This window comes from Austwickia chelonae, assembly GCF_003391095.1.
GTDB classification, from domain to species: domain Bacteria; phylum Actinomycetota; class Actinomycetes; order Actinomycetales; family Dermatophilaceae; genus Austwickia; species Austwickia chelonae_A.
This window is the reverse complement of sequence record NZ_CP031447.1, coordinates 2740119-2762521: the sequence shown is the minus strand read 5'-3', so window position 1 is coordinate 2762521 and position 22403 is coordinate 2740119. Positions and strand designations below refer to the sequence as shown.

21 protein-coding genes and 2 pseudogenes are annotated in these 22403 nt (G+C 64.1%); 15 read left to right on the top strand and 8 right to left on the bottom strand.

Going from position 1 to position 22403, the window contains the following annotated elements:
* Positions 1-145 precede the first annotated feature (145 nt).
* Entirely contained in the window at positions 146-835 is a 690-nt protein-coding gene (locus tag DX923_RS12205; RefSeq protein ID WP_116115288.1) for a hypothetical protein, read from the top strand.
* Between the two features lie 148 nt (positions 836-983).
* Here the strand turns inward: DX923_RS12205 and DX923_RS12200 are convergent, their stop codons facing one another.
* Positions 984-1922 carry an endo-beta-N-acetylglucosaminidase H gene (locus DX923_RS12200; protein WP_116115286.1) on the bottom strand — a complete coding sequence of 313 codons (939 nt, stop codon included), beginning with the start codon at positions 1920-1922 and terminating at the stop codon, positions 984-986.
* A gap of 393 nt (positions 1923-2315) precedes the next feature.
* Here DX923_RS12200 and DX923_RS12195 point away from each other — a divergent pair, with 393 nt between their 5' ends.
* Together DX923_RS12195 and DX923_RS12190 are read left to right on the top strand one after the other, a co-directional pair.
* Positions 2316-2705: an RHS repeat-associated core domain-containing protein gene (locus DX923_RS12195; protein WP_162872944.1), complete on the top strand. Its 390-nt coding sequence runs from the start codon at positions 2316-2318 to the stop codon at positions 2703-2705.
* Positions 2706-2908: 203 nt separating this feature from the next.
* The gene (locus DX923_RS12190) at positions 2909-4441 is read left to right on the top strand and encodes a PTS transporter subunit EIIC (RefSeq protein ID WP_116115282.1); all 1533 of its coding nucleotides are present in this window, start codon (positions 2909-2911) and stop codon (positions 4439-4441) included.
* 67 nt (positions 4442-4508) lie between these two features.
* On the opposite strand, the gene DX923_RS12185 is transcribed toward DX923_RS12190, so the two are convergent.
* The 4 genes from DX923_RS12185 to DX923_RS16245 form a co-directional block, all read right to left on the bottom strand.
* A complete protein-coding gene (locus DX923_RS12185) occupies positions 4509-4844 on the bottom strand; it encodes a YnfA family protein (protein ID WP_116115280.1) in 336 nt (111 codons plus the stop codon).
* A 318-nt stretch (positions 4845-5162) separates the two neighbouring features.
* Positions 5163-6806 (bottom strand): hypothetical protein, encoded by a 1644-nt coding sequence (locus tag DX923_RS16250; RefSeq protein WP_162872943.1) that lies wholly within the window; start codon positions 6804-6806, stop codon positions 5163-5165.
* Between the two features lie 512 nt (positions 6807-7318).
* Positions 7319-7960 (bottom strand): ABC transporter ATP-binding protein, encoded by a 642-nt coding sequence (locus DX923_RS12175; RefSeq protein ID WP_162872942.1) that lies wholly within the window; start codon positions 7958-7960, stop codon positions 7319-7321.
* Between the two features lie 94 nt (positions 7961-8054).
* On the bottom strand, positions 8055-8468 hold the full coding sequence (locus DX923_RS16245) for a hypothetical protein (protein WP_205413040.1): 414 nt from the start codon (positions 8466-8468) through the stop codon (positions 8055-8057).
* A gap of 416 nt (positions 8469-8884) precedes the next feature.
* Between DX923_RS16245 and DX923_RS12170 the strand changes: the two genes are divergently transcribed.
* The 3 genes from DX923_RS12170 to DX923_RS12160 are packed head-to-tail and all read left to right on the top strand — an operon-like array spanning position 8885 to position 11450.
* Positions 8885-9622 (top strand): YqeB family protein, encoded by a 738-nt coding sequence (locus DX923_RS12170; RefSeq protein ID WP_116115273.1) that lies wholly within the window; start codon positions 8885-8887, stop codon positions 9620-9622.
* Positions 9619-10782 carry a sensor histidine kinase gene (locus DX923_RS12165; RefSeq protein ID WP_116115271.1) on the top strand — a complete coding sequence of 388 codons (1164 nt, stop codon included), beginning with the start codon at positions 9619-9621 and terminating at the stop codon, positions 10780-10782. Before DX923_RS12170 ends, DX923_RS12165 begins: the two co-directional genes overlap by 4 nt.
* Positions 10779-11450, top strand: coding sequence for a response regulator transcription factor (locus DX923_RS12160; protein WP_240322626.1), 672 nt, complete (start codon positions 10779-10781; stop codon positions 11448-11450). Before DX923_RS12165 ends, DX923_RS12160 begins: the two co-directional genes overlap by 4 nt.
* A gap of 682 nt (positions 11451-12132) precedes the next feature.
* Here DX923_RS12160 and DX923_RS12155 read toward each other — a convergent pair.
* The 3 genes and pseudogenes from DX923_RS12155 to DX923_RS17180 all read right to left on the bottom strand — a co-directional run.
* Complete coding sequence (locus DX923_RS12155) at positions 12133-12378, bottom strand: hypothetical protein (protein WP_116115266.1); 246 nt, start codon at positions 12376-12378, stop codon at positions 12133-12135.
* Positions 12379-12518: 140 nt separating this feature from the next.
* The gene (locus tag DX923_RS12150) at positions 12519-12938 is read right to left on the bottom strand and encodes a hypothetical protein (RefSeq protein ID WP_205413039.1); all 420 of its coding nucleotides are present in this window, start codon (positions 12936-12938) and stop codon (positions 12519-12521) included.
* 110 nt (positions 12939-13048) lie between these two features.
* Positions 13049-13247: pseudogene (locus tag DX923_RS17180) on the bottom strand (IS1634 family transposase); the annotation flags it as partial.
* A 102-nt stretch (positions 13248-13349) separates the two neighbouring features.
* Between DX923_RS17180 and DX923_RS17175 the strand changes: the two are divergent.
* From DX923_RS17175 to DX923_RS12105, 9 genes and pseudogenes are all read left to right on the top strand, one after another.
* Positions 13350-13646, top strand: a pseudogene (locus DX923_RS17175) (NUDIX domain-containing protein); the annotation flags it as partial.
* Between the two features lie 47 nt (positions 13647-13693).
* The gene (locus tag DX923_RS16785; protein ID WP_240322625.1) at positions 13694-13948 is read left to right on the top strand and encodes a hypothetical protein; all 255 of its coding nucleotides are present in this window, start codon (positions 13694-13696) and stop codon (positions 13946-13948) included.
* 368 nt (positions 13949-14316) lie between these two features.
* Positions 14317-15030, top strand: a complete 714-nt coding sequence (locus DX923_RS12135) for a HEAT repeat domain-containing protein (protein WP_116116318.1) — start codon at positions 14317-14319, stop codon at positions 15028-15030.
* Positions 15024-16088: a MerR family transcriptional regulator gene (locus DX923_RS12130; protein ID WP_116115262.1), complete on the top strand. Its 1065-nt coding sequence runs from the start codon at positions 15024-15026 to the stop codon at positions 16086-16088. Before DX923_RS12135 ends, DX923_RS12130 begins: the two co-directional genes overlap by 7 nt.
* A 386-nt stretch (positions 16089-16474) precedes the next feature.
* Complete coding sequence (dnaK, locus tag DX923_RS12125) at positions 16475-18412, top strand: molecular chaperone DnaK (RefSeq protein WP_116115260.1); 1938 nt, start codon at positions 16475-16477, stop codon at positions 18410-18412.
* A 185-nt stretch (positions 18413-18597) separates the two neighbouring features.
* Entirely contained in the window at positions 18598-19371 is a 774-nt protein-coding gene (grpE, locus tag DX923_RS12120) for a nucleotide exchange factor GrpE (protein WP_240322624.1), read from the top strand.
* Between the two features lie 66 nt (positions 19372-19437).
* Positions 19438-20520, top strand: coding sequence for a DnaJ C-terminal domain-containing protein (locus tag DX923_RS12115; protein WP_116115257.1), 1083 nt, complete (start codon positions 19438-19440; stop codon positions 20518-20520).
* Positions 20521-20530: 10 nt separating this feature from the next.
* Complete coding sequence (locus DX923_RS12110) at positions 20531-21049, top strand: heat shock protein transcriptional repressor HspR (RefSeq protein ID WP_116115255.1); 519 nt, start codon at positions 20531-20533, stop codon at positions 21047-21049.
* Between the two features lie 130 nt (positions 21050-21179).
* Positions 21180-22385 (top strand): branched-chain amino acid ABC transporter substrate-binding protein, encoded by a 1206-nt coding sequence (locus DX923_RS12105; RefSeq protein WP_162872938.1) that lies wholly within the window; start codon positions 21180-21182, stop codon positions 22383-22385.
* Positions 22386-22403: the final 18 nt, after the last annotated feature.

The following is a 22403-nucleotide window of genomic DNA, read 5'->3' as shown; positions in this document are numbered from 1 at the left end:
CTGGGGAAAGCCGTTTACCGGAGGGGAGAATCCCTGTTCCTGCGGGACAGGTGCAGGTCGTGGTGTGTGGCCGTCGGTGGGCGTCACCGTTATTTCAGCAGGTCCCACAGGATATTCCCAGTGAGCATGTTTCAGTATGTGCGTCATGACTACGGGGAACGAACAGCTGACCATGGCCACGGAAGACACCGTCTGGGAGCAGAACGCCACGATCGGGCACGGCCTGCCCGGCCCGCAGGAGGTCGAGCGGCTCTACATCAAGCAGAAGATCAGCCCGGTGATGAACAAGTACTGGGTCCACCTCGCCGATGAGGAGGGCAAGCCTGGCGACCTGTTGCTCTTCGCGGACCAGAAGATCATCGCACTCAAGGAGAAGATCGACTTCTTCTCCGACGAGTCGAAGTCGGCGCTCGTCCTGAGGACCAAGTCGCGCCATGTCGTCGACCTGGCCGCCACCACAGACGTCTACAACGCCGACGGGGAAACCGTGGCGATCTACCGCAAGGACGGTGTCGCCTCCCTGCTGAACTCCACGTGGCACCTGGAGACGCCCGGCCTGCGGGCCACCGGCCGTGAACGCAGCAAAGGCATGGCGATGACGCGTCGCTTCAGCGGACTGGTCCCGGTGGTCGGTGAACTGCTCGAGGCCATCCCGTGGCAGTTCCACTTCGACTTCTACGATGCCTCCGAGCAACTGGTGATGTCCGACGAACGACAGTTCAAAATCTTCGACAACTACCTCATCACCCTGCCCAAGTTGGAGGACGGCAGCCGGATGGACTGGCGAGCCGCAGCCACGCTGGGTGTGGCGCTCGACGCCTTCCAGGGACGTTGATCCTCTTCCCTCCGCCCTCGAGGCGTCATGCGTAGGTCCGTGCGCTCGCCGGTTGCGTGTTCCCCGTTGTCGGCGACTGCGGGCAGGAAAAGGGTGGGTCCGTTCCCCGTGGTGGAGAGCGGACCCACCCTTTTCCCGTGGGGAGGGTTCAGCCCTTGTGGACGGCGCGTTGCCCGTAGAGCTTCTCGGTGAAGGTCGAGAGGGTGGCGCTGTGGTCGCCCGCGGTGAGGTCGTAGGTGACGAAGTAGCCGTAACCGTCGCGGACGGTGCTCTGTGCGAGTTCTCGGATCCGGGACTTGCCGGTCTGGTTGAGATCGACGGCGGCCGCGCCGAGGCGTGACTTGTCCACGTTGAACGACGGGGGCGCGTACGTGCCGTAGTGGGGGTTGCAGATGTAGGTGATCTTGTCGGTCACCTTGCTCAGGGCGGCTGCCAGCTGGCCGGCGGCCGGGCCGATGTTGTACAGCGAGATGATGCTGCCCTGGGGGAGCTTCGCGTGGAGGGCTTCGACGAGCCAGATCGCCGACTGTCCGTTCGCGGCAGGTACACCGTTGGAACCGTACTTGACCCACTCGTCGTCGATGTCGACGCCGTCCAGCCCGTACTGCTTGACGACCTGTGCCACCTGGGCGGCGTACTGATCGGCGGCTTCCCTGGTCGGGAAGTTCGCGAAGCCGGACTTCTGGTGGTTGCCCAGCAATGACAGGGTCACCTTGGTGCCATGGCGTTGCAGGGGGCGGATCTGGGTGTCCGCATTGTCGAGGGTCCGCTGCACCTTGTCGTTGAGGTGGAGCTTTGCGTTGCCGTCGCTGCCGGTGTTGATGTTCGCGGCGAAGATGATGGCGATGTCGAAGACGTTCGTGCCGTCGGCCAGTCGGTATTTACCGGCGTTGGCCAGTTCGTTGGAGTTGACCTCGACGTAGACGATGCTCTTGTGCTTCCGGGGAGAAGCAGCCTGGGCTGGTCCTGGTGCGGCGATGGCGCCGACCACGACGAGGAAGGCGGTCATCAGGGCCGCGAGGAAACGGGGTGGCGGTGTGATGCCGACATATCGCGGGTGAGCGGGCACGTCGTGGCGTGCTGCCATGGCTACTCCTCATTGAGCGGTGGCATTGGAAAAACGTTATGGCAGTTAGTTACTCAGCGAATCTGGCCAGGCTCAGTCAACACCTTCGCGTACGGTGTTCGCAGGGGATTCCCCGACTTGCCGCAGCTTCGGTGCCACTGCCCAGGTAGGGCGCGTCCGGTGACCGAGCGTTCCCCGGATCCTTAGGCCGACCTGGGGTCCGGTCGGCCACTTCGGTGGTGCATGGTCACTTCGGTGCCGACGGGTCACCACCGAAGTGACCATGCACCACCGAAGTGATGTTCGGGCACCTGAGTTCACGCATCTCACCGGCTTTAAGTGTGCTTTGTACTTTTTCCCAGTTGTATTGATTAATACCGTTTTTCAGGTGTAGGACTTGCCAGTGACGGGGCCGTGTCGTCGGCCCTGTCGGCGCTTGCTGGTGGGCATCTGGCACCTGGAACTGGGCAGACCGTGATGGGTCGGCGTTCGGTGTGGGCAGGATTCGTGTCGGCAGCGATCCCGGTTTCCGGGATGACCGGGTTAGGTGTGCGTTGGTACAACCCGGTGACCGGGCGTTTCACCACCCCGGATCCTTCCGTGGAGGAGAAGAACACCTATCTCTACACGGGTGGCAACTGTTGTCACCGGGTCGACCCCATGGGTGAGGCAGCCGGGTTGAGAGGCCTCTTCGAGGTCGTCACCGGCGAGATCATTTCTGTGATTCCGAAGAAGCTGGGTTTCGCGTCGGGCCCATGGTCTGGGCGTGCGGTGTGCCCGGGCCTGCCCTTGACCGGTCGGTGAGGGCTGTTTACGGTGAACCCGTTACAGCTGTGGGCTGTTACCGGTACGTCCGGGCAGAACCCGAGCGAGATGTTCTCGATCTGAGGTCGAGCGCGCCCCGCTCGGGTTTTTCGTTGCTCTGGTGTTCGCCCGGACGCGATGGCTGCCCTCCGGGCGTCAGGTTCGGCCCTCGGGTTCGGTCCTATCTCGCTCATCGGAGAGACATGTTCAAACAGCTCCAACGGATCGGGAAGAGTTTCATGCTCCCGATCGCGATCCTCCCTGCTGCGGGGCTGCTCCTCGGCATCGGCGGCGCACTGTCCAATCCCACGACGGTCACGGCGTATCCCGCTCTGGACAACGCCCTGCTCCAGGGCATCTTCAAGGTGATGAACGACGCCGGTGCCATCGTCTTCACGAATCTGGCGATCCTGCTGTCGGTCGGTCTGTGCATCGGATTGGCCAAGCGGGACAAGGGGACCGCGGCCTTGTCCGGTCTGGTCGGTTATTTCGTGATGACGGCGACGATCGGCGCGCTGTTGAAGGTCTTCGACCCGGGTGGCAAGCCGGTGGACACCGGTGTGGTGGGCTCGTTGGCCATCGGCGGGGTCGCGGTGTGGCTGCACAACCGGTACTACAACATCCAGTTGCCGGCCTTCCTGGGTTTCTTCGGCGGGTCACGCTTCGTGCCGATCGTGACCTCCTTCGCGGCGATGGGGGTCGGGGCGGTCTTCTTCCTGGTGTGGCCGCCGGTCCAGCAGGCGTTGATCGTCTCGGGGGAGTCGATCGCTTCGTTGGGAGCACTGGGAACCTTCCTGTACGGCTTCCTGTTGCGGCTGTCCGGGGCGGTCGGCCTGCACCACGTGGTCTATCCGATGTTCTGGTACACCCCGTTGGGCGGCACGGAGATGGTGGCCGGTCAGCAGGTGGTGGGGGCGCAGAAGATCTTCTTCGCCCAGTTGGCCGATCCTGCGCACGCGGGGTTATTCACCGAGGGGACGAAGTATTTCGCGGGTCGGTTCGGCACGATGATGTTCGGTCTGCCGGGGGCGGCCTTCGCGATGTGGAGGTGTGTACCGGCGGAGCGGCGGGCGAAGTACACGGGTCTGTTCTTCTCGGTGGCGTTGACCTCGTTCGTGACGGGGATCACCGAGCCGTTGGAGTTCATGTTCCTGTTCGTGGCGCCGCTGCTGTACGTCTGGCACGCCTTCCTGGACGGGGTGAGCTTCCTCGCGGCGGACCTGCTGTCGGTGCGGATCGGGAACACCTTCTCCGGCGGGGTCATCGACTTCACCTTGTTCGGCGTGCTGCAGGGCAACGACCGGACGAACTGGCTGTTGGTCGTCCCGTTCGGGGTGGCGTGGTTCTTCGTCTACTACTTCTCGTTCAGTGTGGCGATCCGCCGGTTCGGGATCGCGACGCCGGGCCGTTTCGAGGAGGAGACCGATGGCGGTGAGGTGGTGGGTTCGGGGTCCGGTGATGTGGTCGAACCGGGGCCCGGGACGAGCCCGCTGCGTCAGGAGTGCGAGCAGATCGTGTCGGCACTGGGCGGTGCAGGGAACCTGGAGAGCGTGGACGCGTGCATCACCCGGTTGCGGGTCGCGGTGCGCAGGCCGGATGAGGTGGACAAGGACGCTCTGCGCACTGTGGGTGCGGCGGGCGTCATCGAGGTCGCCGGTGGGGTGCAGGTGGTCTTCGGTGCGAAGGCGATCATCTACCGGAACGAAATCGTCGAGATGCTCGACCTGGACGACTAGGTGCAGGAAGGCCGATGTGGCCCGTCCACCGTTGTGGGCGGCGCCGGAGGTTCTTGCCCGACCGACCTCAGGACGGCCTGGGTGCGTACATGATGACGGCCACGCCGACCAGGCAGAACGCCGCGCCGATGACATCCCAGCGATCGGGGCGGAAGCCGTCGACGACCATTCCCCACGCCAGCGACCCGGCGACGAAGACGCCGCCGTAGGCCGCGAGAATCCTCCCGAAATGGGCGTCCGGCTGAAGGGTGGCGACGAGCCCGTACAGGCCGAGCGCGACGAACCCGGCTCCGACCCAGGCGAGGCCTCGTTGCTCCCGGATGCCCTGCCAGACCAGCCAGGCGCCCCCGATCTCGGCGACAGCGGCGATGACGAAGAGGGCGACCGAGCGTAGAACGTCCATGGGCAGATCCTCGCAGGGGAGACGGACGGCCTGGGGTCGTCCGGTAGCGCTTGGTGCCCGGGGGAGAGGGAGGAGGTGGGCGGGCACTGCGGTGGAGTGTCAGCACTGCGGTGCTGACAGGTCACCACCGCAGCCGAGGCGCGACACCGCAGTGGCACTGGGCCACCGCAGTGTCCTCTTGGCCAGGTATTGCGCTCTCTGGCGATGAACCTCGAAATGTCTACGTCAAGGGGAGATGCGCGCAGCCCGGAGGCTAAATGTCAATGACAACCTTGCGCTGTGATGACTGAATGCCGTCCGGTGGTGATTCTTGTTGGGTCACTCGTGATTTTCCGCCGGGTCGGACACGTGATCAAGCGTGCGGCGTGTGAATACCACGGCTAAGGGGGCACAGATCGCGGCACTCAAGGCCAATGTCATTGACGGCACGATGGGCAGCTCAACGCCTGTAGTGGATAGTTTGATGAAGGCAGTCCCGGTGGCGAGTCCGCCTAACCAGGCCAGCGCTACTGTAGGCCAGACGTTCAAGCAGGCTTGCAGCATGAGGGCTGCTCGCAGTGAGGCGAGGGAAACTCCGGCGATACGTAGGCCGCGTAAGCCGTCACGGCGACCGACGACTTGTGCGATGAGGCTGGTCGTGAGGGAGAACACTGCAACCAGGCACGCCATAGTCATCCCGGCGATCGTGGCTGCGATGAATGGTCTGGTGACTTGTAATGCGGCGTCGGACTGTTCGCCAAGCGTCTGTAATGACGAGCCATTGAACCCTTGATGTATCAGGGATGTCCGAAGCATTTCAAGCTGCTCATCCGAGCTTGGTTGGAAGATGAAGTAGGTGACTTTCGAGGGGGAATCAATGGCATTATCGTGGGACTCATATGTTGTGTGCGGCGCTGTGCCAGTGCTGATTTCTTCAGGGAGTGGGATGCCCTGTGCGGCGAAAGCTATCCGAGCGGCGTCGACGGCCTTGGCGCTACACGTAGGTGGATCAGCGTGCACCGAGAGCCCCCGGCAATCAAACCAGACTTTGATCTGTGGAGAGGGGCTCGACGAGTTAACTGCGGGATGTTCTACGGTCAGTATGGCAGCTGAGCTAAACATGAATTTGCTGGGGTCATTCGTTGGGAAGGGCGCAATCAGGAGTCGTCGACCTAGCATTTCAGCTGCTTTTGTCCGACGGCTAGATCCTGCTTCTCCTAGTGTTGGGAACAGGGACAGCATTATGCCTGTCACTAAGACCAGAATGGCTAATGCGCCTGCCATTCCAGCTGTATTGCCACTTTGCCGTTGGGTGACAGATCCTGCGATGAGTAGCCAGGGCCTGCGTGCCCGCATCGGTAGTTTAGCTACTTCTCTAGCGATCTCTCTTCCTAGGGAAGTGGTGGAAATGCACAATAAAAGAAAACCGGCAAGTAGAAGTTTTCCTCTGGTATCGATGTCATCCTGATCGGGCCACCAGAACGAGGATGCGGTCATCGCAACACCCAGCACCGCGGCGCAGAGGCCGATGATCACGTGGCGACGATGATTACGGCCTGGTTGTGGGGTGAAACCAGATCTGGCTGAGCTAGCTGCGTCGCAAAGAGCCACGAAGAGGATCACCAGAGCCAGAACGACCGCCGACTGCCCGATCGGTGGGGAAATGTCTTCAGGCCAGACCCCTGTGCCCAGGGGGACAGCGGGAGCCACTATCGGTTTGATCAGAAGAAAGAAAAGTGCACCGAGCGCTGCTCCTACGACACCCGCGATCATTCCCTCGGCGCCTCCGACGATCCACAGCATCGAGCGAGGTAGGCCGATTAAGGTCATGGCTTCTCTGCGTTGTGCACGTGCAGTGGATTCCAGGCCGGATGTAATCCATATCAGCCAGGCTAGCGGGATGATGAGCATCAGCCCGATGAGTGGAGCACCCACGGTGACCGATGTGGGGACCTTGATCTCAGCTCGGGAGGCCTCGCCCATCCGTGTGACGAATGTTCCCTCTCGTGCAGCGATATCTTCCGGTGTGGTGCCGATGACTGCGCGTAAGTCGCGGGGGCCGGTCAATGCTGGGCGTGGTAAGTGCCCTATGACTTGAGCGCTGTAGCGTGCCCTTAATTCGTGATCATCCGCTAGCCGGTCTGCCAGCGCTGGAGACACGAGCATCTCTCCAGGGGCCGGTGTCACCTCGGTGTGCGGGTAACGAAAAGTTGACCCCTCTGGTACAGAAATTCGGAAAGTTTCTACCGTTTCATGGTCATAATTTTCATTCGATCGGGAGAGCCAAGCTCCTTGCTTAAAATTTTGCGGGGATTCCTTGGCAGGAAGTGTTGCGATGAGTACATCGCGGTACGCCGCGCCTACGCTTGGGGCTGACAGCGCGCTGAGCAGACAGATGACGACGAGGGCGACAACCGCCGCAAGTGCAGGCCCTCGACGGCGGTCCGCTCTGAGTCCACGCCAGGCCACCCACCAAGCCATTCGCCACGAGGCGCTCAGCATGTTTCGGCCCCCATGACGAGACCGTTGGACATCTGCACCAGTCGGTCGTAACGGTCCAGGTGAGAACGATCATGGGTCACCACGAGCACCCCGGCATGGCGTAGGCGCGCCTGGTCAAGAAGAAGTCTCAGTGTTAATTCACTGTTGCTGCTGTCCAGGGAGCCGGTAGGTTCATCGGCGAGAATGAAACTGGGGCTGCCGACCAGGGCCCGTGCGATGGCCCCTCGCTGGCGTTCTCCGCCGGAGACTTGTTGTGGCAGCCGGTGTGTGAGATTTTCTAAGCCGACTTCCTGAAGACAGATTTTTGCCTCTGCAAATCCTGCCCTACGGGTGGCGCCACGCATCAAAGCGGGTAACGCCGCATTTTCCAGCAATGTCAACTCATTGATGAGGTCGCCGAACTGTAGAACGAAGCCCAGATGACAGGCACGAAATTTTCGGCGTCCTGAGTCGGAGAGCTCCGAGATCACTTTATCATTAAATGCGACACGCCCGGACTGAGGAACGTGTATTCCGGCCAAGCATCTGAGCAGTGTTGACTTCCCGCACCCACTTGGCCCCACCAAAGCAACGATCTCACCACGATCAATTCTGAGATGTGCCCCTCGTACGGCTGGGGTGGACCCGAATGACACATGGATATCCTCCGCGATCAAGGACCCTGTGGCCAGGCCATGTCCAGATGAAAGATGTCTCAAGATGTCACCAGCGAAGTGATCACATTGTGCTTCATTTCGTCACCAAGGTCCAGCGGGATTCGATACGACGCAGGGTCAGGCTGGAGGATGATCCCAGTAATTTCGCTGTCGCCTGGGCATCGCTATTGCCGTCGTAACGGGCTGTGGCTTTGTCTCCATCGATGGCCACATCGGTTTCTGTGATCGTCCACGATTGAGGATGTTTCTTGGCCCATGCCGCTGTAGCGCTGAGACAGTCTGCTGATGATGTCTCAGAAATGAGAGCTGCTTGTGTGTCCTTGTCCATGAGTGAGCATGTGCGGTTCCCCTGTCCGTTTGCCAGTGCTTGACTCCAGGCATTCACGGTCAGTGTGACGCCTTCGGTTCCATCGATTAAGCCAGGCTCGTCGGCATCGTGCGAAGAGCACCCTGATGTCAGAAGCCCTGCAAGAAGAGTGAGTGCCATGATTCTTTTGTCTATCAATAAGTAGGAGTTGTCCATTGAGAAGGCCCTTGATTCCGAGGGAGAGGCTCGATATTTTGATCTACGATCTAGGTGCTATTCCTGCTGCTTGAATGAACTATCTCACTATTTCTTCCAAGGAGGTAGCAACACTCCCAAGGAAGCGCCACCGAGGCGAAGTCTGTGGGGTTCATCGACCTGTAGGGCTCTCCGGAGGCGACTGAAGCATGGGACCGACGTCGGAAGGTCTCCTTGCCAGGTCCACACCGTCGCACCAAGGTCGGTTCTTCAGTGTGCTTTGGTCGTGGCCCGGGCGAATAGCCTTGACAGAATTCACGCCTGGTCGATGGGCTAGCTCTTACGGGCCAGGGTGGCGTCGTTCTCCTGGCTTCTCAGCGGAGAGAAGGGAACCGTCGGTCATGCAAGAAGAAAGCGAGCGAAAAGCCACGGGCAGTGTTGACGGTGGCGCATCAGCGGCAGCTACCGCCCTGGAATACGGAAAGTCTGAGAATATTTTCGTCTTCATGGCGATTCCCGCAGCCTCCATCCTGTTCGGGCTGGCCCTGCCGATCATGGCCCGGTGGGCCCTCGGCAGCTTCGGTGCTCTTCCGGTGAAGCCGGTCATCAGACTGGTGGGCCACATCGAGGGCGTATGGCAGACCGCTTTCAACGTTCTTGTATGGCTCGTGTTCGGCCTTGGAATCGCCTTCGTGGCCAAGCGCGAGTCGGCGCGCGCCACGGTCAGTGACCAATCGGTCGACGTGGCATTCCAGGGCACATCGACCAGCTTCCCCAGGGACACGATCATGGCCATCTTCCCGTGCGGGAAACACACCGTGTTCCTCGACCGGGAGTCGCGAATCCTCTTCGACGAGCCCATGGAAGCGCCGCTCGTCGGGCAACGTGAAGCATTTCGCCGCCACCAGTACCCCTGGCTCGACGAAGACCCATTCGCGGATCGCTATGAACCCTGGAGACCAGGCGCCTTGAACCTGCCCGATTCCGTGGATGCCGCGCTCGCAACTCGGCGGGAGGCGCTCTCGACCAATTCGCACACGGAGGCGCGCAGGCTCCGGGACATCATCCAGCGCCAGGGGTACGTCGTTCACGATCAGGGCGAGCATCAACTCGTTCGGCCGCTCTTCCAGACCTTGTGATCGACACCGGAGGGCATCCGCCGTCGCGGACCCGCAGCCAACTCTTCCTGGACGCCGCGCTGGTCCTCGTGGCGGCTGTCTTCGTGGCCGCCCCCGTTCTCGACGGTTCGACGACCGGTCAGCAACCAACGGTTGCCATGCTCGGCCTGGGCGGAGGGCTTGCGGGGGCTCTGTCGCTCTGGTGGCGCCGCCGTTACCCCACCGGTGTGGCTCTCGGACTTACGCCGCTGTTGCTGTTCACGGATTCGTTGGGGCCGGCGGCGCTGGTCGCCCTCTACACCCTCGCGGTAGCGAGCCGACTGGCGACGACACTCGGCGTCGTATCCCTGCACCTGGTGGTGACCGCGTGCTACCTGTCGGGAGCGTTTCCGCCAGACAAGGCTCTCGATGAGCTCACGGTGGGCATCGCGTCGACCATCGGGGCGGTGGCACTGGGGAGGCTCGCCCGCAGCCGCCGCGAACTCCTGGAAAGCCTACGTGCCAGGGTGCTTGCCAGCGAGACCGAGCTCGAGGCTCGCGTCACCCAAGCGCAACTCGCCGAACGTGAGCGCATCGCTCGCGACATGCACGATCAACTTGCCCATCGGCTGTCGCTCGTCGTCATGTACGCCAACATCCTGGACACGCGGAAGGACCTCACGGACGAAGAGTCCACACAAGCCATGCAACTGCTCCGAGCGTCAGCCCAACAGAGCATGGAAGACCTACGGGCCGTGCTCGGACTCCTGAGATCACCGGAGGAGACAGCCTCGAACAGCTCGGTGCGAGCGGTACCCCAACTGATCGACCAGGCGCGGCGCAGCGGTGCGACGGTGAAGACTGTCGGTGACCTCTCCCTCATGACCCAGGACGGGCTGGTCGGGCTCACGGCGTACCGGGTCGTGCAGGAGGGGTTGACCAATGCGCGCAAGCACGCCCCCGGCGCCCCGGTGACGGTCGAGATCCGTCGCGACGACAAGGGGCTTCTCGTCAGGGTGCTGACCCCGCTTCCGTCGTCGGCTCCGCTGCTTGCTCCCCGCAGCGTCCAGGGCGGCCACTGGGGCCTGATCGGGCTCGGCGAGCGGGTGCGTCTCATCGGTGGCCGATTCCGCAGTGGCCCGGTCTCCAGCGCCGAGGGAAAGGTGTTCGTCGTGGAAGCTCACCTACCATGTCAGCCATGATCAACGTCGTAGTGATCGATGACGACCCGCTGGTCAGAGCTGCGATACGGCTCCTGTTGGGCGCGTCCGACGACATCGACGTGGTGGGCGAAGCGGGGGACGGCGAACAGGCTTCAGCGGTGATCGACGAGCTGGACCCCGACGTCGTACTCATGGACATCCGCATGCCGGGCGACGACGGCGTCACGACCACGGCGCGTCTCCGCCGGCGCGGACCTCGGCCCGCCGTCCTGGTACTGACGACGTTCGAAACCGACGAACTCGTCCGGCGAGCGCTCGCCGCCGGTGCGGACGGCTATCTCCTGAAGGACGTGCCCCCCGAGGTGCTCATGGCATCGGTGCGCAAGGTAGCTCAGGGGGAACGCACGGTGTCGGCCACGGTCTTGGGACGGCTGATCGACATGGTCGTCGATGAACAACGACCCACTGATCGTGCCCGTGCGCGCGCGGCGCTGGCCTCTCTGGGCGCGCAGGAACTCCGGGTGGTTTCCGCGGTTGCTGAAGGGAAGAGCAATGCCGAGATTGCCCGGGAGCTCTATCTCAGTACTTCGACGGTGAAGGGCTATCTCACCCGAATCATGGCGAGATTGGGTTGTGAGAACCGGGTCCAGGTGGCCCTTCTGGTCCAGGAGGCCAAACTTCCGAGCGATACAGTTCCGCCGGGGTGATTCGCCGCCGACCGGCCGGCTGGAGCGGATGACACTCCGGTGGCATGTCCGATGGGGCGGTGGTTTCTCCGAGAAGGGGCGACGCCCGGGTAAGTTCTCGTCGCACTTGTCATCGGCGTATCGGCCTGACCAGGCATGTGGTCAGGAATGTGAGATCGTCCGCGCCTCAGGGTCGTGTCCGACTCCTCAGCCGTGGACTTCTGAACGAAGCCTGGGCGAGGCCATCCGCTCATGCCGATGACGGGGCGCCGGGCAGGCGGACGTACGGCGATGCTTTCGCGCGCCGTGACCTTCGGCGAAGGCGCAGAGTCCCCTGATGCTCTGTAGTTCCGAGGGCGCTTGACCATTTGGCGTCGGCAGCATGGTCGGTTGGCCGAGAACCGGGGTCCCGAGCTGAACGGCTCGTTCCTGTTGGCGTGTGGTCACTTCAGGAGCTGGCCCTGTGGGAGTGGCGGGGGCAGTGTCCAGGCTGCGCTACGGGGGTGATCGGGCACTGCCTTGACGGCCTTCATGCCCAAGGCGGCGACGGCCTGCACTGCGGTGGTGCGTGGGCACTGCGGTGTTGACAGGTCACCACCACAGTGGCGACGAACCACCTCAGTAGCAGTGTGCCACCGCAGTGGCCTGAAGGCAGGTCGCGTCAGCAGCGGCACAGGGGGCAGACTCCGGCCAGGCTTGACCCTTATGCAGCGTGAGGGCCAAGCCTGGCCTCATGGTGGTCTGCCGCGGCGGGGCGAGTGTCCCTGATGAGGGCGGGCCACGGCACCGGTACATGGTCGCCGAGCCCGGTTGTTGGCGTCTCTTCGGGCAGCTGCAGGTGCGTCTGATATTCCACCAGGAGGTCTGCCTGTGTATGGACGCGTTCGCAGTTCAGCACCCTGATGATGCCGAGCACGACCGGCGGCGACGCCTGTCTGTCGTGGCTCATCTCCTGGTCCTGTGTCTGATGACCATGGGTCTGTACCTCGAGTGCGGACAACTCGTGTCCGAGGGCTCGCTCATGCGTCAGGAGATGATGCGAGCGGGCGCCTACCGTCGAGGAGGTCTCTACGGGCTGTGCTGCGCGGCTCACCGTCGCGGCGTGGCCTGCCTGCGCGTGTCCCTGGGGATGGATCGGGGGCCGACGATGTCTGCGCCCATCGCCGCGACGCGGGCGATCAGGCCCCGGTCGGCGGTGGCGACCGTGATCTCCGCCGCAGGCTCGGCCTCTGCGAGAGCGCGGCAGTGCAGGACGATCTCGTCGTCGCCGCTGCCTGGAGCATGGACGACGTACGTCGTTCCCATCACTCCCTCGGCGGCGCCCGCCCGCGACTGCCCCTCCATCACGAGGATCGCCCGGTCGTAGGGCAGCAGGCCTCGGTCGAGCGCGTCGACGACCGCGGCGTGCAAGCGCCCCGCGGCGGCGACGCGGTTCTTCCACCAGCCGTCGGGCACGGAGCCCATGACGTTGGCGACGTCGACGACGAGGACGCGTTCGGGTGCGGGCACAGCGTGGGCGTCTCAGGCGTGGTGGCCGGCGATGTTCAGCACCGTCCCGTCGATGTCGTCGACCTTCGCTGTGAGGGCCGAATCCTCCGGGGAGGTGGCGTCACGGGTGACGACTCGAAGTACAGCGTCGTCACGTCGTACAGCACCAATGTCATCCCCGTGCCGGGCCGCAGGGGTGAAGCCGGCGGCCGCGACCTGCCCGCGGTAGTCCCGCTCGTGCGCGCGTTCCAAAGTACGAAAGAACGTCCGTAAATTGGCTGGCTGCGCGCCGATCTCGGTCAACATGCGCACACTATCGGCCGATCCTGTCAACCGGCACGAGCGACCGAGGTCAGGTCGGAGGGGAACCACTACCAACACCTCACTCCGGTGCTGTCGAGGCGTCAACATCGATCCTCCGCTGCACCTGGCATGTCAAAGGTAAGTTTGATATGGATCCTACCTGCCCGCACTCGGCGGTCCGCTAGAGTCTCGCTACCCTCAGAGAAGAGGGAGAAGACGACTACGGGCATGTCAGACTATGTGGCTGGATTGAGGGCCAGGTTGGGCCACGACCTCGTCCTCCTGCCCGGGGTCACCGGAGTTGTTCTGCGTGGGGCCGCCGGCGCCCGCGAGGTTCTCGCTGTCCGCAGTTTCGAGAGCGGCGTATGGACGCTGGTCAGCGGCGCTATCGAACCAGGGGAGCAGGCCCATGAGGCGATGGTGCGAGAGATCCGCGAGGAAACCACTCTTCAGGCCGTAGTCACGCGGCTGCTATGGGTCCAAACCCTTCCGAAAAGCACGTACCCCAACGCGATCAGACCCAGTACTACGACATTGCCTTCGTCTGCGAGGCGACCGGGGGCGAAGCAAAGGTTGGTGACGACGAGTCGTCCGAGGTGGCCTGGTTCTCCGTCGACTCACCTCCTGAACTTGATGATCGCTACCGCAAGGCGCTGGTACTCGCGCTTGAAGCAGGTTGTGACGTCTACCTGGGACCCGAAGCTCTTCGCCCCGGGGAGCTCGGGTGATGCGGCAGATTGCGCCTGCTGCGTCTTACGCAAGGACACTGTCGATGGCCTTTATCTCGGCGGCACGATCCCCTGACAGTTCGCACTCATCATCACCGTCCTCATCACCGGGCTGACCCTCATGACGATCCGCACCGTCAAGCTGCGCTAATGACGAACTGTGCTCCACCACGGCCAGGAGATTCCCTCCGCAGAGGCCAAATTAGACTCCCGCATCACACTCGTCACCAACCCGGGCCATCCGTGCGAGCCCTACGTCAGCGAGGGACAGTCTCGCGAACCACATGTACTCGCAGCCAACCTGAGGGCTCCGCTTGACCTTGACATCGTGTCAAGGTGTTGGCTGGGTGGTGAAGGATGTGGTGAAGATGAACAGACAGAACATGTCTGCGGTGCAGCAGCGCGCTCTACGTGCCTTGAGCGCTGCGAACTCGTCGGCGCGGATGCAAGCCGCGCTGACGCTCGGCACGCACCCGGACGCTGACCTCTTGGACGTGTTGGTGGAGCGCTGTGCCGTGGAGCCAGACTTCTTCGTTCGCGACATGCTGACCTGGGCCATCATCCAGCTGCCTCGGCAGAGCACCTTGCCTTGGATCCGTCGCGAACTCGATTCGGACATCGACCAGGCGCGTAGCCAGGCCTTGCATACCTTGTCGAAGATTGGCGACCAGGCGGCCTGGCCCTGGATCACGCGAAGCATGCTGCGTGATCCGGACGACGAGGTGGCCCGCACGGCATGGCGGACAGCGGCCGCCCTGGTCCCCGCCGCCAACAAGCCCGCATTGGCCGCCGAGCTGGCGAGTCAATTGGGGCGCGGCGACCGGGATATCCAGTTGAGTCTGAGCCGATCCCTGATCGAGTTGGGAGACGCCATCACCCCGGTCCTGACCCAGATCTCTCAAGGCCCGGACCGGGCCCAAGCCATCCACGCCCGGGCCACGATTCTGCTCCAGAAGAACCCGCACGACGGTTTCGACGCCGCGCTCGCCGCTGCCAAGCGCATGATGTCGGCGCCGACAGTCGGCGATACTCCCGAAGGCTCCCCGGCCACCGAGGACGCGTCGGAAGGGCCAGCATGCTGATCGGAGAGATAGCACGTACCAGTGGGGTGAGCACCCGAATGCTGCGCCACTATGACGCGCTCGGGTTGGTGCGTCCCGAGGGACGCACCCCCGGCGGCTATCGGGACTATTCCGACGCCGACATCCAACGATTGTTTCAGGTTGAAGCGCTGCGGACCATGGGGCTGCCCCTCAAGCAGATCGGTACCGCGTTGGAAACACCAGATGGGGCCCCGGCTGGATTGATCGACGACCTCATTCGTGTGACGCGATCCCAGATCGATCAAGGCCTGGAGCTTCTCGACAGGCTCACCGCCATCCGCAACAGCGAACCAACCGGGTGGGCAGATGTGCTGCGTGCCGTCGAACTGATGCGCGACCTCGACTCTTCCGGCGGGAGGCGCCGTCAGCAACAGGTCCTGATGCAGTCGCTTCACGACCCGATCCCCGCTGGGGTCCTCGTGAACGCCATCGTGTCGGAGGATGATCCCCACGTCTGCGGAGCGTTGCGCTGGGTTCTTGCCCGGTCAGGCACCGCCGCGCTGGCCGCCCTCTGCGAGGCCACCGAGAGCCCCGACCTCGAGCGGAGACATCGAGCTGTCCTCGCCCTCACGGAGCTGGCCGAGACCCCGGAAGCATGCAACGCCCTGGAGAATCTCCTCCACGACTCCGACCCGACGATACGGCGATATGCCGCGATGGCTGTGGGCCGACAAGGCATCATCTCGGCTGTGCCCGTGCTGGTCAGCTTGATCGTCGAAGGAGACCACGACGTCGAAGCGGCTGAGACCCTGGCACAGCTCGGCCATGGCTCGTCCGGTGGCGACGACATCGTCGCGGCGCTCCTGGCAGAACTCAACAGGCCCCATGCACCACAGGAGAGTCGTCTTCGCCTCGCTCAAGCGCTGACCGAGATCGGCACCTCCGCCGCACAAGAAGTCCTCGACACTCTCACACGCGATCCTGACCGGGACGTTGCCCGCCTCGCCTCAGCTCTTGTGAGGAATCGTCCCCGGGAGACACGGCCTGCCCAGACTCCGGTGTTGTCGGACCCGATGCCGGAAAGGAACGAACCATGATCCAGACCCGGATCGGTCGCTCGTCGCAGTCTCAGTCCTACGACACCCTTACTGAGACAGTGAAACGCCTACGACACGCGTGTTGCGGTAACGACATCTTTAGCGAGAACCGACACCATGCATCTGTGATGCAAGTCACACAACTCGCCGGAACAGGAATGCCACCCTTAAAGTTGAGTCAGATGAACTCAACTTCACTGAGTGGCTGATTGACAACCGACGCAGCCGCTCGCGAACCTGAGTCACGACGTATCAAGTCCGGCCCAGCCGGGCGTGATGCCTCCCGTTCGGGTACTACCCCGGCCATGCCGGTGGACACGAGCCCCGCGCGAGTGGCGTCCCGCCCAGCGGCCCGACCTCTAGACCAAGGAGAAAGGGAACCCACCATGGCCCGTGCAGTAGGCATCGACCTCGGAACCACCAACTCGGCCGTCTCCGTCCTCGAGGGCAACGAGCCGACCATCATCGCCAACGCCGAAGGCGGCCGCACCACGCCGTCCGTCGTCGCCTTCTCCAAGAACGGCGAGGTCCTCGTCGGCGAGATCGCCAAGCGTCAGGCCGTCACCAACGTCGACCGCACCATCCGTTCCGTCAAGCGCCACATCGGCACCGACTGGAACACCGAGATCGACGGCAAGAAGTACACCGCCCAGGAGATCAGCGCCCGCACCCTGATGAAGCTCAAGCGGGACGCCGAGTCCTACCTGGGTGAGCAGGTCACCGACGCCGTCATCACCGTCCCGGCCTACTTCGACGACGCCGAGCGTCAGGCCACCAAGGAAGCCGGTGAGATCGCCGGCCTCAACGTCCTGCGCATCGTCAACGAGCCCACGGCCGCCGCCCTGGCCTACGGCCTCGACAAGGGCAAGGAGGACGAGCTCATCCTCGTCTTCGACCTCGGCGGCGGTACCTTCGACGTCTCTCTCCTCGAGGTCGGCAAGGACCCCGAGGACGGCTTCTCCACCATCCAGGTGCGCGCCACCCACGGTGACAACCGTCTCGGCGGCGACGACTGGGACGACCGCATCGTCCAGCACCTGCTGACCACGGTGAAGAACCAGACCGGCGTCGACCTCGCGAACGACAAGATCGCCATGCAGCGTCTGCGCGACGCCGCGGAGCAGGCCAAGAAGGAACTCTCCTCCTCGACCTCCACCAATGTCTCCCTGCAGTACCTCTCCATGTCGGAGAACGGCCCGATCCACCTGGACGAGAACATCTCCCGGGTGCAGTTCGAGCAGATGACCTCCGACCTCATCGACCGCTGCAAGACCCCCTTCGAGCAGGTCATCAAGGACGCCGGTGTCTCCGTCGGCGAGATCGACCACATCGTCCTCGTCGGCGGCTCCACCCGTATGCCCGCCGTCTCCGACCTGGTCAAGAAACTCACCGGCGGTAAAGAGCCCAACAAGGGCGTCAACCCCGACGAGGTCGTCGCCGTCGGAGCCTCCCTCCAGGCCGGTGTCCTCAAGGGCGAGCGCAAGGACGTCCTCCTCATCGACGTCACCCCGCTGTCCCTGGGCATCGAGACCAAGGGTGGCCTGATGACCAAGCTCATCGAACGCAACACCGCCATCCCGACCAAGCGTTCCGAGGTGTTCACCACCGCCGAGGACAACCAGCCCTCCGTGCTCATCCAGGTCTTCCAGGGCGAGCGTGAACTGGCTTCGGCGAACAAGGCACTGGGCACCTTCGAGCTGACCGGTATCGCCCCGGCCCCGCGCGGTATCCCGCAGATCGAGGTCACCTTCGACATCGACCCGAACGGCATCGTGCACGTCTCCGCGAAGGACCGCGGCACCGGCAAGGAACAGTCCATGACGATCTCCGGCGGCTCCGCGCTGCCGAAGGAAGAGATCGAGCGCATGGTCAAGGAGGCCGAGCAGCACGCCGAGGAGGACAAGCAGCGTCGCGAGCAGGCAGAGGCCCGTAACACCGCGGAACAGCTCGTCTACTCCACGGACAAGTTCCTGGCCGACTCCGGCGACAAGGTTCCTGCCGACACGAAGAAACCCGTCGAGGACGCTCTCGCCGACCTGAAGGCTGCCCTGGCCAAGACGGGTGACGAAGCCGTCAGCAGCGAGGAACTCAACGCCAAGGTCACCACGCTGAACGAGGTCTCCCAGAAGATGGGCTCGGCGATCTACGCCGCGGCACAGGCCGAGGGCGAGCAGAAGCCTGCAGGCCCGGGAGCTGCTGGTGCGGCGGGCGCTGCCGGTGCGGCTGGGGCGGCAGGCGCCGCTGCGGGCTTCGCCGCCGGATCCGCAGGCAAGGACGACGTCATCGACGCCGAGGTCGTCGACGAGGGCGACACCAAGAAGTGACCCCGCCATGTCCGGTCGCCCCTGTGGAGGGGCGGCCGGACATCAGCAGGTGGGCACATCCGGGGCCGGCAGCGAGCTGATCGTCGGCCCCGAAGAACCCGGCTGAGCTTGTTCTTCCCCGGTGGGGTCGTCAGGCCGAGCACGGCCCTACCGGGCACACTTGAGGGATACGGCGAGGAGACACGATGACCGACAAGGACACCAGGCCCACCGAAGGCGGCGGCGACTTCGAAGGTGCCGGCGGAGACCCGACCCCGGGACGGGTCGGCGACAGCTGGCCAGGACACGGGCCGACCGCTGCCCAGCAGGCCGCTGCCCGTGGGATGTACGAGGACATGCAGGCCAGTACCGGGGGAGACTCGAGAACGGCATCCGAGACCGAACCGGTCGTGGACGCCGGCGAAGAGACCCCAGCGCAGGAAGACGTCCACGTGTCCGACGGGGAGAACCCCGAAGAGATCCCGCTTCCGGAGGACACGCCGGAGCAGGAAGAGCTCGCAGGGATCAGCGCACCCGAGGCGATGTCGCCCGATGCGCAGCTCGCGGCGGAACGTCTCTCCGACCTGCAACGCCTCCAGGCCGAATACGTGAACTACAAGCGGCGGGTCGACCGTGACCGGGCCTTGGAGTCCGAGCGCGCCATCGCCGGGATGATCGAGTCCCTGCTGCCGGTTCTCGACGAGATCCACCTGGCCCGTCAACACGGCGAACTCGAAGTCGGGCCGTTCGCGAAGATCGCCGAGAAACTCGAAGGCATCCTGGCCCGGTACGGGGTGGCCCGGTACGGGGAGATGTACGACGCCTTCGACCCGAATGTGCACGAGGCCGTCATGCACATGCAGGCCGAACTGCCCGAAGGAACCCTCGACACCACGGTCGTCCAGGTCATGCAGCCTGGATACCGGATCGGTGAACGGGTGGTTCGTCCGGCGTTGGTCGCCGTCGCCGACCCCATGTGATCCTCGGGGCCTGCGTCCCACCCGTTTCATCCACCTGCCGACCCCGCGTTCACCGAAGGAGGCGATATGGCCAGCCAGGACTGGTTCGAGAAGGACTTCTACTCGATCCTCGGGGTCTCCGCCGATGCCGACGCCGCCGAGATCAAGAAGCGTTACCGCAGACTCGCCCGGGATCTGCATCCGGACGCCAACCCGGGGGACGCCACCGCCGAGCAGCGCTTCAAGGAGATCGGCGAGGCTTACGCCGTGCTCTCCGACGCCGAGCAGCGAAAACAGTACGACGCCGTGCGGGCGATGAGCCGAGGCGGTGCTCGCTTCACTGCGGGCTCGACCGGTGGGCAGAGCGGCGGCGCAGGCGGTTTCGAGGATGTCTTCAGCCAGTTCTTCGGTGGCGGACAACAAGGGCAACAGGGCAGGTTCACCCGAGGGCCGGGAGGCTTCGGGGGGACGTCATCGGCTGATGCCCCTGATCTGGAGGATCTGCTCTCGATGTTCGGTGCGGCCGGCGGTCACGGTTTTCCCGGCGGTGGTGCTGGTGGCACCGGTGGCGCGGGAGGTTTCGCGGGCGCAGGCACCCGGCGTGGCGCCCGCAAAGGACGGGACGTGCACGCCACCGCTACGTTGACCTTCCGGCAGGCTGTCGCCGGCGACACCGTCATCGTGAACGGGGTCGGCGGTCGCTCGATCACCGCACGCATCCCGGCCGGGGTGCACGACGGCGCGACGATCCGGTTGCGCGGCAAAGGAGAACCTCCGATGGGGGTCTCCGTCGAACCCGGTGATCTGCTGTTGAAGATCACCGTGAAGGAGCATGACGTCTTCACCCGTGATGGCGACAACCTCCTCGTCGACCTCCCGGTGACCTTCGCCGAAGCCGCGCTGGGCGCCACCGTCCCGGTGCCGACCCTCGACAGCGGAACGGTCAAGGTGCGTATCGCGCCGGGCACCCCCTCGGGTCGCGTGCTGCGGGTCAAAGGTCGAGGAGTGCACCGTAAGGACGGCACGTCCGGCGATCTTCTCGCGAAGATCCAGGTGATCGTGCCGCAGCGGCTCAGTGACGAGGCCCGTGAGGCCGTGGAGACCCTGCAACGGATCGACGCCGGATACGACCCGCGGGAAGAACTGACCCGCAAGTCTCGGGCGGACTGAGGCAGCGGACATGAACGGTCGGCGTCGCCCCGGTCCTTCAGGTCTCACCGAAGGAGCCGCACCCGGCGGCCCGTCGGCACTCGGGGCTGCTCTGCCCCGCTACCAGCCGGACGAGCATTCCCCGGTCTTCGTCATCTCGGTTGCCGCGCAGCTGGCCGGGATGCACGCCCAGACCCTGCGACAGTACGACCGGTTGGGCATCGTCACCCCCCGGCGTACCCGTGGCGGCGGCCGTCGCTACAGCCAGTACGACATCGCCAAACTCCGTGAAGTCCAACGGCTCTCCCAAGAAGAAGGGGTGAGTCTGGCCGGGGTTCGCCACATCATGGCGATGGCCGATGAGATCGATCGTCTGCGCAGGCACGTGGAGGAGCTCACCGGGCAGCTGGAACAGGCTCGGCGGACGGCTGGCGGACCCCGGGTATTCGCCGCCGGGCGGCATGGCGACGTGGTGGCGGTACGTCCTGGTCAGCGTCCTCGCGCGGCTGATTCGCGGGCCCTGGTGGTCTGGCGACCCCCGATGCGGTGACCGGGGCCCGCTCGGAGGCGCTCCCAGTCCTGTAACCCCTGGAAATGAGTCCTCCTTTCAGCTCAGTTCTCTTGGTGGAGAGTCGACTCGAAGAGGAGCACCCGTTTGTCCCATAGGTAGGGGAGATTCGATGGCATCTACCGACCGCATCCGCCTGGCTGCGATGGTCCTGGCCTTCGGCGCAGCGACGGCGAGCTGCTCCTCCGGGGGAGGCGGCGGCAGCGAGTCCGCCGCCAACTCATCGAAGACGGCCAAGCTCTATGTCATTGCGCCGCAGAGCGGCTCCAACGCCTATCTCGGTCTGGGCGTCCGCAACGGAGTCACCTTGGCCGTCAACCAGGCCAACGATCGACGTGAGATACCGGGGTGGAAACTCCAGGTCGAGGTGCTCGACGACAAGGCCGACAGAACTGCCGGGGCGGAGAACGCTCAACGGGCTGCTGCTGATAGTGATGCTGCGGCAGTGATCGGCTCAGTTTTTTCCGGGGTGACCAAAGCGATCCTGCCTGACCTGGCGGCGGTGGGGATGCCGACCATCGGCCCCAGCCCGACCAACCCTGCACTGACCAGGGGCGACGCCTATGCTTCGGCCCCGGCCCGTCCTTTCCCGACTTTCTTCCGGGTGATAGCTCCGGACGATGCTCACGGCCCAGCGCTGGCCAAGTACCTGGGGGAGAAGGGCACGAATACCGTCGCGACCGCCCACGACGGCGACCTCTACGGGATCGGTCTGGTCGCAGCTTTCACCGCGGGATTCTCCGGCCGGGTCGTCGACGTCGGTCAGGCATCGACCACCGATCACGAGTACTCCGGATTGGTCGAACGGATCCGCTCCAGCGGGGCCCAAGCTGTGCTCTTCGGCGGGAACTCCCCCGAAGCCGGGCCCTTGTCCTTGCAACTGAAGAAGGCTGGTGTCGTGATCCCCGTGGTCGGTGGCGACTCGCTGGCGACCAATGAGTACATCCCGATGGCCGGTCCGGTGTCCGCCGGCGACCTGAGCACCAAGGCCGGCAACCCGATCGAACAGATCGAGGAGGGCAAGACCTTCCTGAAGGACTACGCAAATGCGGAATTCGCCGAGCCGGTCAACGGCTTCGCCGCGCTGGGGTATGACGCGGCCCGGGCTGCGATCCTGGCGCTCAAGGAGAGCCTGCCAGCAGCGGCGACGGCCAAGGACGCCCGGGCCGCGACCGTGAAGGCTTTGGCCGGGGTGCGTTTTCCCGGTACAGGTGGTCCGGTGGCCTTCGACGGTTTCGGCGACATCACTCCGCGGGTGGTCACGGTGATGAGCGTGCAGGGCGGGGCCTGGAAGACGGCGAAGACATACACTTTCTGAGCGACTGTCACGGCGTGG

What these genes read in the sequence shown, in the direction of transcription:
- DX923_RS12185 (WP_116115280.1), bottom strand. Translation starts at nt 4,844, where the DNA reads ATGGACGTTCTACGCTCGGTCGCCCTCTTCGTCATCGCCGCTGTCGCC.
- DX923_RS12155 (WP_116115266.1), bottom strand. Translation starts at nt 12,378, where the DNA reads ATGAGCCACGACAGACAGGCGTCGCCGCCGGTCGTGCTCGGCATCATC.
- dnaK (WP_116115260.1), top strand. Translation starts at nt 16,475, where the DNA reads ATGGCCCGTGCAGTAGGCATCGACCTCGGAACCACCAACTCGGCCGTC.
- DX923_RS12190 (WP_116115282.1), top strand. Translation starts at nt 2,909, where the DNA reads ATGTTCAAACAGCTCCAACGGATCGGGAAGAGTTTCATGCTCCCGATC.
- DX923_RS12130 (WP_116115262.1), top strand. Translation starts at nt 15,024, where the DNA reads ATGCTGATCGGAGAGATAGCACGTACCAGTGGGGTGAGCACCCGAATG.
- DX923_RS12105 (WP_162872938.1), top strand. Translation starts at nt 21,180, where the DNA reads ATGGCATCTACCGACCGCATCCGCCTGGCTGCGATGGTCCTGGCCTTC.
- DX923_RS12160 (WP_240322626.1), top strand. Translation starts at nt 10,779, where the DNA reads ATGATCAACGTCGTAGTGATCGATGACGACCCGCTGGTCAGAGCTGCG.
- DX923_RS12170 (WP_116115273.1), top strand. Translation starts at nt 8,885, where the DNA reads ATGCAAGAAGAAAGCGAGCGAAAAGCCACGGGCAGTGTTGACGGTGGC.
- DX923_RS16785 (WP_240322625.1), top strand. Translation starts at nt 13,694, where the DNA reads ATGGGTCCAAACCCTTCCGAAAAGCACGTACCCCAACGCGATCAGACC.
- DX923_RS16245 (WP_205413040.1), bottom strand. Translation starts at nt 8,468, where the DNA reads ATGGCACTCACTCTTCTTGCAGGGCTTCTGACATCAGGGTGCTCTTCG.
- DX923_RS12200 (WP_116115286.1), bottom strand. Translation starts at nt 1,922, where the DNA reads ATGGCAGCACGCCACGACGTGCCCGCTCACCCGCGATATGTCGGCATC.
- DX923_RS16250 (WP_162872943.1), bottom strand. Translation starts at nt 6,806, where the DNA reads ATGGGCGAGGCCTCCCGAGCTGAGATCAAGGTCCCCACATCGGTCACC.
- grpE (WP_240322624.1), top strand. Translation starts at nt 18,598, where the DNA reads ATGACCGACAAGGACACCAGGCCCACCGAAGGCGGCGGCGACTTCGAA.
- DX923_RS12205 (WP_116115288.1), top strand. Translation starts at nt 146, where the DNA reads ATGACTACGGGGAACGAACAGCTGACCATGGCCACGGAAGACACCGTC.
- DX923_RS12115 (WP_116115257.1), top strand. Translation starts at nt 19,438, where the DNA reads ATGGCCAGCCAGGACTGGTTCGAGAAGGACTTCTACTCGATCCTCGGG.
- DX923_RS12110 (WP_116115255.1), top strand. Translation starts at nt 20,531, where the DNA reads ATGAACGGTCGGCGTCGCCCCGGTCCTTCAGGTCTCACCGAAGGAGCC.
- DX923_RS12135 (WP_116116318.1), top strand. Translation starts at nt 14,317, where the DNA reads ATGAACAGACAGAACATGTCTGCGGTGCAGCAGCGCGCTCTACGTGCC.